Annotated in this window: 14 protein-coding genes and 1 tRNA gene; all 15 read left to right on the forward strand. The window is 65.1% G+C overall.

Features of this window, described 5'->3' with window-relative positions:
• The coding region (locus PKE75_RS13205) for an EF-Tu C-terminal domain-related protein (protein ID WP_487326347.1) at positions 1–122 on the forward strand (122 nt) is incomplete at its 5' end.
• Between the two features lie 167 nt (positions 123–289).
• Positions 290–366, forward strand: a tRNA-Trp gene (locus PKE75_RS13210).
• A 128-nt stretch (positions 367–494) separates the two neighbouring features.
• Positions 495–692, forward strand: a complete 198-nt coding sequence (gene secE / locus PKE75_RS13215) for a preprotein translocase subunit SecE (RefSeq protein WP_271169221.1) — start codon at positions 495–497, stop codon at positions 690–692.
• Positions 689–1249 (forward strand): transcription termination/antitermination protein NusG, encoded by a 561-nt coding sequence (gene nusG, locus PKE75_RS13220; RefSeq protein WP_271169210.1) that lies wholly within the window; start codon positions 689–691, stop codon positions 1247–1249. The genes secE and nusG overlap by 4 nt, the downstream gene beginning before the upstream one ends.
• 109 nt (positions 1250–1358) lie before the next feature.
• Positions 1359–1790: a 50S ribosomal protein L11 gene (gene rplK, locus PKE75_RS13225; RefSeq protein ID WP_271169211.1), complete on the forward strand. Its 432-nt coding sequence runs from the start codon at positions 1359–1361 to the stop codon at positions 1788–1790.
• Positions 1791–1792: 2 nt separating this feature from the next.
• A complete protein-coding gene (rplA, locus tag PKE75_RS13230; protein WP_271169212.1) occupies positions 1793–2494 on the forward strand; it encodes a 50S ribosomal protein L1 in 702 nt (233 codons plus the stop codon).
• Between the two features lie 334 nt (positions 2495–2828).
• Positions 2829–3347, forward strand: coding sequence for a 50S ribosomal protein L10 (gene rplJ, locus PKE75_RS13235; protein ID WP_271169213.1), 519 nt, complete (start codon positions 2829–2831; stop codon positions 3345–3347).
• Positions 3348–3396: 49 nt separating this feature from the next.
• On the forward strand, positions 3397–3768 hold the full coding sequence (gene rplL / locus PKE75_RS13240; RefSeq protein ID WP_271169214.1) for a 50S ribosomal protein L7/L12: 372 nt from the start codon (positions 3397–3399) through the stop codon (positions 3766–3768).
• 265 nt (positions 3769–4033) lie between these two features.
• A complete protein-coding gene (gene rpoB, locus PKE75_RS13245) occupies positions 4034–8146 on the forward strand; it encodes a DNA-directed RNA polymerase subunit beta (protein ID WP_271169215.1) in 4113 nt (1370 codons plus the stop codon).
• 138 nt (positions 8147–8284) lie between these two features.
• The gene (gene rpoC / locus PKE75_RS13250) at positions 8285–12487 is read left to right on the forward strand and encodes a DNA-directed RNA polymerase subunit beta' (protein WP_271169216.1); all 4203 of its coding nucleotides are present in this window, start codon (positions 8285–8287) and stop codon (positions 12485–12487) included.
• Positions 12488–12679: 192 nt separating this feature from the next.
• A complete protein-coding gene (locus PKE75_RS13255) occupies positions 12680–13114 on the forward strand; it encodes a GlcG/HbpS family heme-binding protein (RefSeq protein ID WP_271169217.1) in 435 nt (144 codons plus the stop codon).
• Between the two features lie 658 nt (positions 13115–13772).
• A complete protein-coding gene (gene rpsL, locus PKE75_RS13260) occupies positions 13773–14144 on the forward strand; it encodes a 30S ribosomal protein S12 (protein ID WP_271169218.1) in 372 nt (123 codons plus the stop codon).
• Between the two features lie 11 nt (positions 14145–14155).
• Complete coding sequence (gene rpsG, locus PKE75_RS13265) at positions 14156–14626, forward strand: 30S ribosomal protein S7 (RefSeq protein ID WP_271169219.1); 471 nt, start codon at positions 14156–14158, stop codon at positions 14624–14626.
• A 27-nt stretch (positions 14627–14653) separates the two neighbouring features.
• The gene (gene fusA / locus PKE75_RS13270; protein ID WP_271169220.1) at positions 14654–16729 is read left to right on the forward strand and encodes an elongation factor G; all 2076 of its coding nucleotides are present in this window, start codon (positions 14654–14656) and stop codon (positions 16727–16729) included.
• A gap of 64 nt (positions 16730–16793) precedes the next feature.
• Positions 16794–16917, forward strand: a 124-nt coding sequence (locus tag PKE75_RS13275; protein ID WP_246685181.1) for a GTP-binding protein, incomplete at its 3' end; no start/stop codon positions are given.

Raw genomic sequence — 16917 nt, forward strand, 5'->3', positions numbered from 1 at the left:
ACAACATCGCGATGGAGGTGCACCTGATCGTGCCGATCGCGATGGAGGAGAAGCTGCGCTTCGCGATCCGCGAAGGCGGCCGCACCGTCGGCGCAGGCGTCGTCGCAACCATCATCGAGTGAGCTGATTTTCCGGCCCCGCCCTTCGCCGATGCGCGGGGCGGGGCCGGAAAGGACTGTCCGCAGCGCGCTGTTGACAATCGCGAAATTCGCGATCCGGCGGCGTGATGGCGGTTGCGGTCGGGGTCAGGGCGTGGCATACGGAGCGCCCCGCCAGGGACCCTGCGCGTAGGAGTGTAGCTCAACTGGTCAGAGCGCCGGTCTCCAAAACCGGAGGTTGCGGGTTCGAGTCCCTCCACTCCTGCCACGTTTCAGCGACGTCGTGGCAGGGCGGATCGTCAAGCGGGGCGGCGCATTTGACGAGCCGCGGTGTCTAGAGTTTGCACGGGGTGCGAGCCTTACGGGGAGCGCGCCCCTTTGGACGTTATCGAGGTCATGCCGAAGACTACCCCGGTCGAATTCTTTCAACAGGTCAGCGCCGAGACCGCGAAGGTCGTATGGCCGACTCGCCGTGAGACGCTGATCACCACCGCGATGGTGTTCGTGTTCGTTTTTCTGGCGTCGGTGTTCTTTTTTGTCGCGGACATGATTCTGCGCGTCGGCGTGACGTGGATCCTGGGGTACGGCCAATGAGCGTCGTCGAAGCCCGCGCCGGCGGACGTCCGAAGCGCTGGTACATCGTCCACGCTTATTCGAACTTCGAGAAGAAGGTCGCGGATTCGATCCGCGAGAAGGCCGAGCAGACCGGTCTCGCCGAGCTGTTCGAGGAAATTCTCGTGCCGACCGAAAAGGTCGTCGAGGTGCGGCGCGGCCGGAAGGTCGACGCCGAGCGCAAGTTTTTTCCCGGCTATGTGCTGGTGAAGATGGACCTGACCGATCAGGCCTATCACCTCATCCGGAACACGCCGAAGGTCACCGGCTTCCTTGGCGCGGACAACAAGCCGTCGCCGATATCGGACGCCGAGGCCGGCCGGATCATCCGGCAGGTGCAGGAAGGCATCGAGCGCCCGAAGCCGTCGGTCTCCTTCGAGGTCGGCGAGCAGGTGCGCGTGTCGGACGGTCCGTTCGCGTCGTTCAGCGGCATCGTCCAGGACGTCGACGAGGCCCGTGCGCGCCTCAAGATCGACGTCTCGATCTTCGGCCGCGCGACGACGGTCGATCTCGAATACGGGCAGGTCGAAAAGGTCTGACCCGCATCCCGCTGTGGGAGATTTGGCTCCGGGCTCTTCGCTCGCCCGGATGACCGATCGCACCACGGCCCAACGGCCGCCGGTTGCAGCGCGGCCCAGGAGAACCTAAATGGCGAAGAAGATTACTGGCTACATCAAGTTGCAGGTGCCTGCGGGCTCCGCGAATCCGTCGCCGCCGATCGGGCCGGCGCTCGGACAGCGCGGCCTGAACATCATGGAGTTCTGCAAGGCGTTCAACGCGCAGACCGGGCAGCTCGAGAAGGGCATGCCGATCCCCGTGGTGATCACCGCCTACGCCGACCGCTCCTTCACCTTCGTGATGAAGTCGCCGCCGGTCTCGTACTTCCTGAAGCAGGCAGCGAAGATCGCCAAGGGCTCGCAGACGACCGGGAAAAGCGGCCCGATCGGCAAGGTGACCCAGGCTCAGCTCCGTGAGATCGCGGAGAAGAAGATGGCGGACATGAACTGCGACAGCGTCGAGTCGGCGGTGGCGATGCTCGCGGGCTCCGCCCGCTCCATGGGCCTCGCGGTGGAGAACTGACCATGGCGAAGCTCGGAAAACGTACCGCCAAGTCCCGGGAAGGCATCGACCCGACCAAGCTCTACGGCCTCGACGAGGCGCTCGCTCTGCTGAAGGAGCGCGCCACGTCGAAGTTCGATGAGACGATCGAAGTCGCGATCAATCTCGGCGTCGACCCGCGTCATGCGGACCAGATGGTTCGCGGCGTCTGCCAGCTTCCGAACGGCTCCGGCCGTACGGTTCGCGTCGGCGTGTTCGCGCGCGGGCCGAAGGCTGAAGAAGCCAAGAAGGCCGGCGCCGACGTGGTCGGCGCGGAGGATCTGCTCGAGATCGTCCAGGGCGGCACGATCGAATTCGATCGCTGCATCGCGACTCCGGACATGATGCCGCTGGTCGGCCGCCTCGGCAAGGTGCTCGGCCCGCGCGGCCTGATGCCGAACCCGAAGGTCGGCACGGTGACGATGGACGTCGCAGGCGCCGTGAAGGCCGCCAAGGGCGGCGCGGTCGAGTTCCGCGTCGAGAAGGCCGGCATCATTCATGGCGGCGTCGGCAAAGCGTCGTTCGACGCCGATAAGCTCGCTCAAAACATCAAGGCGTTCACCGACGCCGTGGTGAAGGCGAAGCCGACCGGCGCCAAGGGTCAGTATGTCCAGCGCATCGCCGTTTCCTCGACGATGGGCCCGGGCCTGAAGGTCGAGCCGTCGACCGTTCTCGGCGGCGCCTGAGCTTTAACGAATTCGCCCGAGGGAGACCTCGGGCGGAAGGGTGTGAGGCGGGTTCGCCCGCCTCATCCCGACCTGTCCGAGACCGCAGGCGCCCACCCACGGGGGTGACGCTTAAGCCCGGAGCACCGGGACCTGCATAGACGGGGAAGACCGGATTTCAGACCTTCGGGTCCGTCCATCCGGTTCGAACCATCGCCGTGCCGCTTCAATCGGCGTCACGCGCGGACAGGCTAAAAAGCCGCCGCTTCGAGCAAGGGGTCGAACCCTTCGAGAAGCGGTCGTTGCAACCCGGCGATCCGACGGACTGTGTCGGATCGTCAACCGGAGAGAGCACGTGGACCGCGCGGAAAAGCGTGACATGGTCGCGACGCTGAACTCGGTGTTTTCGAACTCCGGGGCCATCGTCGTCGCTCACTACTCGGGCCTGACCGTCGCTCAGATGTCGACTCTTCGTCGGCAGATGCGCGACGCCGGCGCGAGCGTGAAGGTCGCGAAGAACAGGCTCGCCAAGATCGCTCTCGAAGGCACGGACGCCGCGCACATCGGAAAGCTGCTGCAGGGCCCCACGGTCCTGGTCTACAGCAACGATCCTGTTGCGGCGCCCAAGGTCGCCGTCGATTTCGCCAAGGGTAACGACAAGTTCGTGATCCTCGGCGGGGCAATGGGCGCGACCTCCCTGAACCCCGACGGCGTCAAGGCTTTGGCCACGCTGCCGTCGTTGGACGAACTGCGCGCCAAGCTCGTGGGCCTCATCCAGGCGCCCGCGACCAAGCTCGCGCAGCTTTCGACCGCGCCAGCCGCCAAGCTCGCGCGCGTGTTCGGGGCGTACGCCAATCGAGACGAGGCGGCGTGAAGCCGTTCTTCAATCTTAAAACCTGGTTCGAACTGAAGGACGTAAAACTATGGCTGATCTGACGAAAATCGTCGACGAGCTGTCCAACCTGACGGTTCTCGAAGCTGCGGAGCTCGCGAAGCTCCTCGAAGAGAAGTGGGGCGTCTCCGCCGCGGCCGCCGTCGCGGTCGCTGGTCCCGCCGCCGCCGCCGCCGCGCCGGTCGAAGAGCAGACGGAGTTCTCCGTCGTTCTCGCCGCCGTCGGCGACAAGAAGATCGAGGTCATCAAGGAGGTCCGCGCGATCACCGGCCTCGGCCTCAAGGAAGCCAAGGACCTCGTCGAGGCGGCCCCCAAGGCCGTCAAGGAAGGCGTCAACAAGGACGAGGGCGAGAAGATCAAGGCCCAGCTCGAGAAGGCTGGCGCCAAGGTCGAGCTCAAGTGATCTCACGCGGGCTTCTCGCCCGCGGGTGACGACACTGCCTGCGGGACCCGGACTCCGGGTCTCGCAGGTCGCATGAAAAGCCGCGGGGAGCGGGGTCTTTCGAGACCTCGATTTCTCCGCGGCTTTCAGCGCCTTCCGGGTCCTTCGACCTCGGGCGGCGCGCTTGAAGCGGGCTCGGCGACGAGATGGAGCCCGCCGCGCCTGATCCAAGGGCCGGTTCGCGGTTTTTGGATCAGGCGTGCCCCTCGGCATGGATGAGGAAGACATGACGCAGACGCAGACGATCATTGGCCGCAAGCGTGTCCGCAAATTCTTCGGCAAAATCCGCGAAGTCGCGGAGATGCCGAACCTCATCGAGGTCCAGAAGGCGTCCTACGACCAGTTCTTCCTCTACGGCCAGCCTTCGGGCGCCGACGAGGGGCTGCAGACCGTGTTCAAATCGGTCTTCCCGATCTCCGACTTCTCCAACACCTCGATGCTGGAGTTCGTCTCCTACGAGTTCGAGCAGCCGAAATACGACGTGGACGAGTGCCGCCAGCGCGGCATCACCTTCGCGGCGCCGCTGAAGGTCACGCTCCGCCTGATCGTGTTCGACGTGGACGAGGAGACCGCCGCCCGCTCCGTGAAGGACATCAAGGAGCAGGACGTCTACATGGGCGACATGCCGCTCATGACCGAGAACGGCACGTTCATCGTGAACGGCACCGAGCGCGTCATCGTCTCGCAGATGCACCGGTCGCCCGGCGTCTTCTTCGACCATGACAAGGGCAAGACCCATTCGTCGGGCAAGCTGCTGTTCGCCGCCCGCATCATCCCTTATCGCGGCTCCTGGCTCGACATTGAGTTCGACGCCAAGGACATCGTGCACGCCCGCATCGACCGCCGCCGCAAGATTCCGGTGACGTCGCTGCTGTTCGCGCTCGGCATGGACGGCGAGGAGATTCTCGACACCTTCTATCGCAAGGTCCCGCACACGCGTGACAGTGACGGCTGGCGCCGTCCGTTCGACGGCGAGCGCATGAAGGGCTTCAACGCGACCGTCGACCTGATCGACGCCGACAGCGGTGAAGTCGTGCTCGAAGCCGGCAAGAAGCTGACCCCGCGCCAGGCGCGCCTGATCTCGGAGAAGGGCGTCAAGGCGCTCAAGGTCTCCAACGAGGAGATGGTCGGCCAGTACGTCGCCGAGGATCTCGTGAACCTCGAGACCGGCGAGATCTGGGCCGAGGCCGGCGAGGAGATCACCGCCAAGTTGCTGGAGACGCTGGCCGAGCTCGGGATCGACGAGATCAACCTGCTCGACATCGACCACATCAACACCGGCGGCTACATCCGCAACACGCTCGCGGTGGACAAGAACTCCACCCGCGAAGAGGCGCTGTTCGACATCTATCGCGTGATGCGCCCGGGCGAGCCGCCGACCCTGGACACCGCCGAAGCGATGTTCCAGTCGCTGTTCTTCGACAGCGAGCGCTACGACCTCTCCGCCGTCGGCCGCGTCAAGATGAACATGCGGCTCGACCTCGACGCCGCCGACACCGTCCGCACGCTGCGCAAGGATGACATCCTTGCGGTGGTGAAGACGCTGGTCGACCTGCGCGACGGCAAGGGCGAGATCGACGACATCGACCATCTCGGCAACCGCCGGGTGCGTTCGGTCGGCGAACTCATGGAGAACCAGTATCGCGTCGGCCTGCTCCGCATGGAGCGCGCCATCAAGGAGCGCATGTCGTCGGTCGAGATCGACACCGTCATGCCGCAGGACCTGATCAACGCGAAGCCCGCGGCGGCCGCCGTGCGTGAATTCTTCGGCTCGTCGCAGCTCTCGCAGTTCATGGATCAGACGAACCCGCTGTCGGAAATCACCCACAAGCGTCGCCTTTCGGCGCTCGGGCCCGGCGGTCTGACGCGCGAGCGCGCCGGCTTTGAGGTGCGCGACGTGCACCCGACGCATTACGGCCGCATCTGCCCGATCGAGACGCCGGAAGGTCCGAACATCGGCCTGATCAACTCGCTCGCCACCTTCGCGCGGGTGAACAAGTACGGCTTCATCGAGGCGCCGTACCGCAAGGTGCGGGACGGCGGCGTGACCGATGAGGTGCACTACCTCTCGGCCGTCGAGGAGGCCAAGCACCACGTCGCGCAGGCGAACGCGGTGATCACCGAGGACGGCAAGTTCACTGAGGACCTGATCGTCTGCCGCCACATGGGCGAGGTGGTGTTCGCGCCGATCGAGCGCGTCGACTACATGGACGTGTCGCCGAAGCAGCTCGTCTCGGTCGCGGCCGCGCTGATCCCGTTCCTCGAGAACGACGACGCGAACCGCGCCCTCATGGGCTCGAACATGCAGCGCCAGGCGGTGCCGCTCGTTCGCGCCGACGCGCCGTTCGTCGGCACCGGCATGGAGGCGGTCGTCGCGCGTGACTCCGGCGCCGCCATCGCGTCCCGCCGCGCCGGCGTCGTCGACCAGGTCGACGCCACCCGTATCGTCATCCGCGCGACGGAGGGCGACGCTTCGAAGCCCGGCGTCGACATCTATCGCCTGATGAAGTTCCAGCGCTCCAACCAGTCGACCTGCATCACGCAGAAGCCGCTGGTCCGCGTCGGCGACCAGGTGAAGAAGGGCGAGATCATCGCCGACGGTCCGTCGACGGAGCTCGGCGAGCTCGCTCTCGGCCGCAACGTGCTCGTCGCGTTCATGCCGTGGAACGGCTACAACTTCGAGGACTCCATCCTCCTCAGCGAGAAGATCGTCTCCGACGACGTCTTCACCTCGATCCATATCGAGGAGTTCGAGGTGATGGCCCGCGACACCAAGCTCGGGCCGGAGGAGATCACGCGCGATATTCCGAACGTTTCGGAAGAAGCGCTGAAGAACCTCGACGAAGCCGGCATCGTCTACATCGGCGCGGAAGTTGCCGCGGGCGACATTCTCGTCGGCAAGATCACGCCGAAGGGCGAGAGCCCGATGACCCCGGAGGAGAAGCTCCTCCGCGCGATCTTCGGTGAGAAGGCGTCGGACGTCCGCGACACCTCGCTCCGGGTTCCGCCCGGCGTGACCGGCACGATCGTCGAGGTGCGGGTGTTCAACCGGCACGGCGTCGACAAGGACGAGCGCGCGCAGGCGATCGAACGTGAGGAGATCGAGCGGCTCGCCAAGGACCGCGACGACGAGCTCGCGATCCTCGACCGCAACACCTATGCGCGCCTCGGCGAGATGCTGGTCGGCAAGACCGCCATCTCCGGTCCGAAGACGATCAAGAAGGACGAGGCGCTCACGAACGACGGCCTCAACGAGGCGCCGCGCTCCCAGTGGTGGCAGATCGCGGTCTCGGACGACAAGACGATGTCCGAGCTCGAGGCCATGCGCGCCCAGTACGACGAGCAGAAGAAGCGTCTCGAGCAGCGGTTCCTCGACAAGGTCGAGAAGCTGCAGCGCGGCGACGAGCTGCCGCCCGGCGTGATGAAGATGGTCAAGGTCTTCATCGCCGTGAAGCGCAAGATCCAGCCGGGCGACAAGATGGCCGGCCGGCACGGCAACAAGGGCGTCGTGTCGCGCATCGTGCCCGTCGAGGACATGCCGTTCCTCGAGGACGGCACGCATGTCGACATCGTTCTGAACCCGCTCGGCGTGCCGAGCCGCATGAACGTCGGGCAGATCCTCGAAACCCATCTCGGCTGGGCCTGCGCAGGCCTCGGCGCGCAGATCGGGCGGGCGATCGACGCCTATCGCGCTGGCGCAGGCGTCGATGAGCTGAAGTCGCGGCTGGGTTCGGTCTACGGCGACAACGCCGAGGTCAAGGGCATGAACGACAAGGAGCTTGTCGAGATGTCCGAGACGCTCCGGCGCGGCGTGCCGATCGCGACGCCGGTGTTCGACGGCGCCAAGGAGGCGGACATCGAGCGCATGCTCGCGCTCGCTGGCGTGCCCACCTCGGGCCAGATGACGCTGCACGACGGACGTACGGGCGACACGTTCGATCGACAGGTGACGGTCGGTTACATATATATGCTGAAGCTCCATCATCTCGTTGACGACAAGATCCATGCCCGTTCGATCGGACCGTACTCGCTCGTCACCCAGCAGCCGCTGGGCGGCAAGGCGCAGTTCGGCGGTCAGCGCTTCGGCGAAATGGAGGTCTGGGCGCTCGAGGCTTACGGCGCCGCCTACACGCTGCAGGAGATGCTGACGGTGAAGTCGGACGACGTGGCAGGCCGCACCAAGGTCTACGAGTCGATCGTGCGCGGTGACGACGCGTTCGAGGCCGGCATCCCGGAAAGCTTCAACGTGCTGGTGAAGGAGATGCGGTCGCTCGGCCTCAACGTCGACCTTCACACGTCGAAGAAGCGCGAGCTGCCGCCGGCGGAAGCGGCGGAATAAAGCGGCCCGGCTGATCTAGCCAGGCCACACGGCGGACGGGCCTCACGCCCGCCCGCCGCCCGATTTGGGATTTTTGAGCGAAGGCGGTGAACGGCGTGGCGGCGGCGCCCCGTTCAGTCCTCGCGGAAGGAGACGGCGATGAACCAAGAAGTGATGAATCTCTTCAACACGCAGGTTCCTGCCCAGACGTTCGATCAGATCCGCATCTCGATCGCCAGCCCGGAGAAGATCCTCTCCTGGTCGTTCGGCGAGATCAAGAAGCCGGAGACGATCAACTACCGGACCTTCAAGCCGGAGCGCGACGGCCTGTTCTGCGCCAGGATTTTTGGTCCGATCAAGGATTACGAGTGCTTGTGCGGCAAGTACAAGCGCATGAAGTACAAGGGCGTCATCTGCGAGAAGTGCGGCGTCGAGGTCACGCTCTCGCGCGTCCGCCGCGAGCGCATGGGCCATATCGAGCTCGCCGCTCCGGTCGCCCATATCTGGTTCCTGAAGTCGCTGCCGTCGCGCATCGGCCTCCTGCTCGACATGACGCTGAAGGACCTTGAGGCGATCCTGTACTTCGAGAAGTACGTGGTGCTCGAGACCGGCCTGACGCCGCTGAAGGACCGCCAGCTGCTCAGCGAGGAGGATTACCTCCACGCCCAGGACGAGTATGGCGAGGATTCCTTCACCGCGCAGATCGGCGCGGAGGCGATCCAGTCGATGCTCCGCGGTCTCGACCTCGAGAAGATGGCCGCCGACATCCGCGTCGAGATCTCCGAGGCGACGACCGAGCTCAAGCCCAAGAAGCTCGCCAAGCGTCTGAAGATCGTCGAGGCCTTCATCGAATCCGGCAACAAGCCGGACTGGATGATCATGACCGTCGTGCCGGTCATCCCGCCGGACCTGCGCCCGCTCGTGCCGCTCGATGGCGGCCGTTTCGCGACGTCGGACCTCAACGACCTCTATCGCCGCGTCATCAACCGCAACAACCGCCTCAAGCGGCTGATCGAACTGCGCGCGCCCGACATCATCATCCGCAACGAGAAGCGGATGCTGCAGGAGGCCGTCGACGCGCTGTTCGACAACGGCCGCCGCGGCCGCGTCATCACGGGCGTCAACAAGCGCCCGCTAAAGTCGCTGTCCGACATGCTGAAGGGCAAGCAGGGCCGCTTCCGCCAGAACCTGCTCGGCAAGCGCGTCGACTACTCCGGCCGTTCGGTCATCGTGGTCGGCCCGGAGCTGAAGCTGCACCAGTGCGGCCTGCCGAAGAAGATGGCGCTCGAGCTGTTCAAGCCGTTCATCTATTCGCGGCTCGACGCCAAGGGCCTGTCGGCGACCGTGAAGCAGGCGAAGAAGCTCGTCGAGAAGGAAAAGCCGGAAGTCTGGGACATCCTGGACGAGGTGATCCGCGAGCATCCCGTGATGCTGAACCGCGCGCCGACGCTTCATCGCCTGGGCATCCAGGCGTTCGAGCCCGTGCTGATCGAGGGCAAGGCGATCCAGCTTCACCCGCTGGTCTGCGCCGCGTTCAACGCCGACTTCGACGGCGACCAGATGGCCGTGCACGTGCCGCTGAGCCTCGAGGCCCAGCTCGAAGCGCGCGTGCTGATGATGTCGACGAACAACATCCTGCACCCCGCGAACGGCATGCCGATCATCGTGCCGTCGCAGGATATCGTGCTCGGCCTCTACTACCTCACGCTGATGCGCGACAACGAGCCGGGCGAGGGCATCGCCTTCTCGAACATCGGCGAGCTCGAGCACGCTCTGTTCAACAAGTCGGTGACGCTGCACACCAAGATCAAGGGCCGTTTCACCTCGGTAGACGCCGACGGCGAGAAGACCTCCAAGATCTATGAGACCACGCCTGGCCGCATGATGCTTGGCCAGTTGCTGCCGCAGACCCCGAAGCTGACCTTCGACGTCGTCAACAAGCTGATGACGAAGAAGGAAATCTCGAACATGATCGACACCGTCTACCGTAACTGCGGTCAGAAGGACACGGTCATCTTCTGCGACCGCATCATGACGCTCGGCTTCACCAACGCGTTCAAGGCCGGCATCTCGTTCGGCAAGGACGACATGGTCGTGCCGGACACCAAGCCGAAGATCGTCGACGAGACCCGCACGCTCGCGAAGGAATACGAGCAGCAGTACCAGGACGGCCTGATCACCCAGGGCGAAAAGTACAACAAGGTCGTCGACGCCTGGGCGAAGTGCACCGACAAGATCGCTGACGAAATGATGGCCCGCATCTCCTCGGTGCAGGTCGACGCCGAGACCGGCCGGGCGAAGCAGATCAACTCGATCTACATGATGAGCCATTCGGGCGCCCGCGGCTCGCCTGCGCAGATGAAGCAGCTCGCCGGCATGCGCGGCCTGATGGCCAAGCCCTCCGGCGAGATCATCGAGAGCCCGATCATCTCGAACTTCAAGGAAGGCCTCTCGGTTCTCGAGTACTTCAACTCGACACACGGCGCCCGTAAGGGCCTCGCCGACACGGCGCTCAAGACGGCCAACTCCGGCTATCTGACCCGCCGTCTCGTCGACGTGGCGCAGGACTGCATCATCACCGAGCAGGATTGCGGCACCGACGAGGGCATCCGCGTCCGTCCGGTCGTCGACGCCGGTCAGATCGTGGCGACGCTCGGCATGCGGACCCTCGGACGCACGGTTGCGGAGGACGTGCTGAACCCGGCTTCGGGCGAAGTCGTCGTGCCGAAGAACACGCTGATCGAGGAGAAGCACGTCGACCTCATGGCGACGGCCGGCGTCCAGGAGGTCCGCATCCGTTCGGTGCTGACCTGCGAGACCAAGATCGGCGTCTGCGTGGCCTGCTACGGTCGCGACCTCGCCCGCGGAACCCCGGTCAACATGGGCGAAGCGGTCGGCGTCATCGCGGCGCAGTCGATCGGCGAGCCGGGCACCCAGCTCACGATGCGCACGTTCCACATCGGCGGCACGGCGCAGCTCGCGGACTCCTCCTTCGTGGAGAGCTCGTTCGAGGGAACCGTCAAGATCCGCAACCGCAACGCGGCCCGGAACTCCGACGGCGACCTGATCGTCATGGGCCGCAACGTCGCGGTCGTGATCGTCGACGCCAACGGCGTGACGGAGCGCGCTTCGCACCGTCTGCTCTACGGCGCGAAGCTCCGGGTCGACGACGGCGACAAGATCAAGCGCGGCCAGCGGATCGCCGAGTGGGATCCGTACACCCGGCCGATCCTCACCGAGGTCGACGGCAAGACCGCGTTCGAGGATCTCGTCGAAGGCGCCTCCGTCAAGGAGACCTCGGACGAGGCGACGGGCATCACCAAGCGCGTCGTGGTCGATTGGCGGACGTCCGCCCGCACGACGGACCTCAAGCCCTCGATCATCATCCAGGATGACGAAGGCAAGATCCTGAAGCCCGCCAAGGGCGGCGAGGCGCGCTATCAGCTCGCTCCGGACGCGATCCTTTCGGTCTCCCCCGGGGACTCGGTCAAGGCCGGCGACCTGCTCGCCCGCGTGCCGACCGAAAGCGCCAAGACGCGCGACATCACCGGCGGTCTGCCGCGGGTGGCGGAGCTGTTCGAGGCGCGTCGTCCGAAGGACGCGGCGGTCATCGCCGAGATCTCCGGCACGGTCCAGTTCGGCAAGGACTACAAGAACAAGCGTCGCGTGACGCTGGTCCCCGCCGACGGCGGCGATCCGGTCGAGTACCTGATCCCGAAGGGCAAGCACGTCCAGCTGCAGGACGGCGACGTCGTGGAGCAGGGCGACTACATCGTCGACGGCAACCCGGCGCCGCACGACATCCTGGCGATCAAGGGCGTGGAGGAGCTCGCCGCTTACCTCGTCAACGAGATCCAGGAGGTCTACCGGTTGCAGGGCGTGCAGATCAACGACAAGCACATCGAGGTGATCGTTCGTCAGATGCTGCAGAAGGTCGAGATCTCGGACGCCGGCGACACCGACCTGCTGACCAACGAGCAGTGCGACCGGTCTGAGCTGGACGCCGTCAACGCCAAGATGATCGAGGCGGGCAAGAAGCCAGCTGTCGGCCATCCGGTGCTGCTCGGCATCACCAAGGCGAGCCTGCAGACCCGCTCGTTCATCTCCGCCGCCTCCTTCCAGGAGACGACGCGCGTCCTCACCGAGGCCGCCGTCAACGGCAAGGCGGACGATCTCGAGGGCCTGAAGGAGAACGTGATCGTCGGACGCCTCATCCCGGCCGGAACCGGCTCGGTGATGAACAAAGTCCGCGAGATCGCGATGCATCGCGACGACCTCATCCTCGCCCAGCGGGCGCGGGAGTCGGGCGTCGCGACATCGGACACGCCGCTTCTTCCGGCGGCGGCCGACGCCGCCGAGTGAGCGCTCGACGGCCGTCATAGGCCGTCCCGAAGCTGATGAAGGGCCGACCGGGCGACCGGCGGCCCTTTTTCTTTGGCGTGTCCGCAGAGGCGCTAATTGCGTCCGTCGGTGGGGATCGCTGCGCGCGGCGTCCTATATGCCCTTCACGCCTGCGCTCAACGCGCAGGCGCGCAGCACAGGAGCAGGCATCAGATGCATGTGACGATCGAGAAGGCGGAGGCCGCCATCCAGCAGGCGATCGCGAAGGCGAAGGAGCTGAACACCTATATGTGCATCGCGGTGGTGGATTCGGGCGCGGACCTGAAGGCCTTCTACCGGATGGACGACGCCTGGGTCGGCAGCATCGACATTTCCATCAAGAAGGCGAAGACCGCCGTGTTCTTCGGCATGCCGACCGGCGAGATCGGCAAGCTGTCGCAGCCCGGCGGGCCGTTGTTCGGCATCGAGCATTCCAACGGCGGCTTGATCACCTTTCCCGGCGGCCTGCCGATCGTCGACGCTGACGGCGTGATGATGGGCGCGATCGGCGTCAGCGGCAGCTCGGTCGACAACGACCATGCGGTTGCGACGGCCGGCATGAAGGCGCTCGGTACCGCGGATCTGCCGGATCATCCCTGGCGCACCTGAGCGGTCGACGCGGGGCGCCGGCTTTCTCCCCGGCGCCCCGCGTTGTCCTGGGGGCAGGGCTTCCAAGATCGCAGATGACCTCGAACCCGCCACACAGATCATTCGCTCGCCGTCGAACGGCACGACGGCGGGGCCGGTCGAGGCGCCATCATCTTCCGTCCAGTCTCTCGCGCGATTCCCGGGCGGTACGACGACGAATCCGTCGGCACAGGACGTGGCTGGCCGTCCTCCGTCGGGCGCCGTCTCGCCCGGACGTCCTGAAAACCCTCTATCCGCCGACAAGGCCAAAACATATTGCGGCGCTTGGTTGCTCCGGCGGCGTTCCGGGGGTCGAAGACGGCCAATCCATCGGTCCAGTCGTCTCATTCTTCGGCTGAGTGTTGACTAAACCCGACTCGCGGGCTAGAAGCCGCCTACTCTTCGGCAGGCGGTGATCCCACGCTGCTCGGTCGCGGTCCAACGCACCGACCTTTCGGGATCAAACGCTGTCGCGACCATCGTAGGTCAGTTGCGGTTCATGACCGCCGTCGCTCGTCGGCGGTGGTCCTCTGCAGGGAGCGGCGCTCGCCATCGGGAAACCGAAGGCAGGCGTCAATTCGTTTTGCGCGTCGGTCATCCGGCGTGTCTGACGTCGATCAAACGAAAGCGGTTAGGCCATATGCCCACCATCAGCCAGTTGATCCGCAAGCCGCGGCAGGCGCCCACGGCGCGCAACACGGTTCCGGCTCTCGAAGCGTGTCCTCAGAAGCGCGGCGTCTGCACGCGCGTCTACACGACCACGCCGAAGAAGCCGAACTCGGCGCTTCGTAAGGTCGCCAAGGTGCGTCTCACCAACGGCTTCGAGGTCATCGGCTACATCCCGGGCGAAGGTCATAACCTTCAGGAGCATTCCGTGGTGATGATCCGCGGCGGCCGCGTGAAGGACCTTCCGGGCGTGCGCTACCACATCCTCCGCGGCGTGCTCGACACGCAGGGCGTCAAGAACCGTAAGCAGCGCCGGTCGAAGTACGGCGCCAAGCGGCCGAAGTGAGGAACTGAACGATGTCCCGTCGCCATTCCGCCGAGCGCCGCGAAATTCACCCGGACCCGAAGTTCGGGGACGTCGTGGTTTCGAAGTTCATGAACACCGTGATGCGTCACGGCAAGAAGTCCGCCGCCGAGACGATCGTCTACGGCGCGTTCGAGACGGTCGAGACCAAGCTCAAGCAGAGCCCGGTCGCGGTGTTCCATCAGGCGCTCGACAACATTGCGCCGGCCCTCGAGGTCCGCTCCCGCCGCGTCGGCGGCGCGACCTACCAGGTGCCCGTCGAAGTCCGTCCCGAGCGCCGTCAGGCTCTCGCTCTCCGCTGGCTGCTCTCGTCGGCCCGCGCCCGCAACGAAAAGACAATGGTCGGCCGGCTTTCCGCCGAGTTGATCGACGCCTCGAACAACCGCGGCGCCGCCGTGAAGAAGCGCGAAGACACGCACCGCATGGCGGAAGCGAACCGCGCCTTCTCTCACTACCGCTGGTAATCGAGCAGAGACTGAAGGACCGACATCATGGCCCGCACGCACGCGATCGAAGACTATCGTAACTTCGGCATCATGGCTCACATCGATGCTGGCAAGACGACGACGACCGAGCGCGTCCTGTTCTATTCCGGCAAGTCCCACAAGATCGGCGAAGTCCACGACGGCGCCGCGACGATGGACTGGATGGAGCAGGAGCAGGAGCGCGGGATCACGATCACGTCCGCCGCGACCACGACCTTCTGGAAAGACAAGAAGCTCAACATCATCGACACGCCGGGCCACGTCGACTTCACGATCGAAGTCGAGCGCTCGCTTCGCGTTCTCGACGGCTGCGTATGCGTTCTCGACGGCAACCAGGGCGTCGAGCCGCAGACCGAGACCGTCTGGCGTCAGGCCGACAAGTACGAAGTGCCGCGCGTCGTGTTCGTCAACAAGATGGACAAGATCGGCGCCGACTTCTTCAACTGCGTCAAGGACATCGACATCCGGGTCGCCGGCAAGCCGGTCTGCATCCAGCTGCCGATCGGCTCCGAGAACAACTTCGCCGGGATCATCGACCTCGTCCGCATGAAGGCGGTCGTCTGGGAGAATGAGAACCTCGGCGCGAACTATCATGACGAAGAGATTCCTGCCGATCTCGCCGATCAGGCGCTGGAATACCGCAACATCCTGATCGAGCGCGCCGTCGAGCTCGACGACGAAGTCCTCGAGAAGTTCCTCGACGGCCAGGAGCCGGACGAGGCGACCCTCAAGCGCCTGCTGCGTAAGGCCGTCATCACCCGCGCCTTCACCCCGGTGCTTTGCGGTTCGGCCTTCAAGAACAAGGGCGTCCAGCCGCTGCTCGACGCGGTCGTCGACTACCTGCCGTCGCCGCTCGATCGCGGCGCCGTCGACGGCGTCGACTTCAAGACCGAAGAGCCGATCGTCCGCGAGCCCTCCGACGAGGAAGGCCTGTCGATCCTCGCTTTCAAGATCATGGACGATCCGTTCGTCGGCACCATCACCTTCTGCCGCGTCTATTCCGGCAAGGTGGAGTCGGGCCAGGGCCTGCTGAACTCGACGCGCGACAAGAAGGAGCGCGTCGGCCGCATGCTGCTGATGCACGCGAACAACCGCGAGGACATCAAGGAGGCCTACGCCGGCGACATCGTCGCCCTGGCCGGCCTGAAGGACGTCCGCACCGGCGACACGCTGTGCGACCCGCTGAAGCCCGTCATCCTCGAGCAGATGGTGTTCCCCGAGCCGGTCATCACGATCGCGATCGAGCCGAAGACCAAGGCCGATCAGGAGAAGCTCGGCCTGGCGCTCGCCAAGCTCGCCAATGAGGACCCGTCCTTCCGCGTCTCCACCGATCAGGAGTCCGGCCAGACGATCCTCAAGGGGATGGGCGAGCTCCATCTCGACATCAAGGTCGACATCCTGCGCCGGACCTACAAGGTCGACGCCAACATCGGCGCGCCGCAGGTCGCCTTCCGCGAGACCATCACGCGGGCCGTCGACATCGACTACACGCACAAGAAGCAGACCGGCGGCACGGGCCAGTTCGCCCGCGTCAAGTTCCGCGTCGAGCCGAATGAGCCGGGCAAGGGTTTCGAGTTCGTCTCCAAGGTCGTCGGCGGTTCGGTGCCGAAGGAATACATCCCCGGCGTCCAGAAGGGTCTGGAGTCGGTGCTCGGCTCGGGCACGGTTGCGGGCTTCCCCGTGGTCGACGTCAAGGTCGAGCTGGTCGACGGCGCCTTCCACGAAGTGGACTCGTCGGCTCTCGCCTTCGAAATCGCGTCGCGCGCCGGCTTCCGCGAGGCCCTTCAGAAGGGTGGCGCGGTGCTGCTTGAGCCGATCATGAAGGTCGAGGTCGTGACGCCGGAAGATTACACCGGCTCCGTCATCGGCGATCTCAACTCCCGCCGCGGCCAGATCCAGGGCCAGGACATGCGCGGCAACGCCAATGTCGTGAACGCGATGGTGCCGCTCATGAATATGTTCGGCTACATCAACACGCTGCGGTCCTTCAGCCAGGGCCGCGCCAACTACACCATGCAGTTCGATCACTACGAGCAGGTGCCGTCCAATGTCGCGCAGGAGATTCAGGCGAAGTACGCCTGACCTGCTGACGACCTGACGACGTTCACCTAACAAACGAATTCAAGAGAAGAACGGAGCCTTCGCCATGGCCAAGGAAAAGTTCGCGCGGACGAAGCCGCATTGCAACATCGGGACGATTGGCCATGTTGACCATGGCAAGACGTCTTTGACGGCTGCGATCACGAAGGTTTTGGCGGAGACGGGCGGGG

The sequence above is a fragment of the Hansschlegelia plantiphila genome, assembly GCF_027922265.1.
GTDB lineage: Bacteria > Pseudomonadota > Alphaproteobacteria > Rhizobiales > Methylopilaceae > Methylopila > Methylopila plantiphila.

What these genes read in the sequence shown, in the direction of transcription:
- rplA (WP_271169212.1), top strand. Translation starts at nt 1,793, where the DNA reads ATGGCGAAGCTCGGAAAACGTACCGCCAAGTCCCGGGAAGGCATCGAC.
- rpoC (WP_271169216.1), top strand. Translation starts at nt 8,285, where the DNA reads ATGAACCAAGAAGTGATGAATCTCTTCAACACGCAGGTTCCTGCCCAG.
- PKE75_RS13255 (WP_271169217.1), top strand. Translation starts at nt 12,680, where the DNA reads ATGCATGTGACGATCGAGAAGGCGGAGGCCGCCATCCAGCAGGCGATC.
- nusG (WP_271169210.1), top strand. Translation starts at nt 689, where the DNA reads ATGAGCGTCGTCGAAGCCCGCGCCGGCGGACGTCCGAAGCGCTGGTAC.
- rpsG (WP_271169219.1), top strand. Translation starts at nt 14,156, where the DNA reads ATGTCCCGTCGCCATTCCGCCGAGCGCCGCGAAATTCACCCGGACCCG.
- secE (WP_271169221.1), top strand. Translation starts at nt 495, where the DNA reads ATGCCGAAGACTACCCCGGTCGAATTCTTTCAACAGGTCAGCGCCGAG.
- rpoB (WP_271169215.1), top strand. Translation starts at nt 4,034, where the DNA reads ATGACGCAGACGCAGACGATCATTGGCCGCAAGCGTGTCCGCAAATTC.
- fusA (WP_271169220.1), top strand. Translation starts at nt 14,654, where the DNA reads ATGGCCCGCACGCACGCGATCGAAGACTATCGTAACTTCGGCATCATG.
- rplK (WP_271169211.1), top strand. Translation starts at nt 1,359, where the DNA reads ATGGCGAAGAAGATTACTGGCTACATCAAGTTGCAGGTGCCTGCGGGC.
- rplL (WP_271169214.1), top strand. Translation starts at nt 3,397, where the DNA reads ATGGCTGATCTGACGAAAATCGTCGACGAGCTGTCCAACCTGACGGTT.
- rpsL (WP_271169218.1), top strand. Translation starts at nt 13,773, where the DNA reads ATGCCCACCATCAGCCAGTTGATCCGCAAGCCGCGGCAGGCGCCCACG.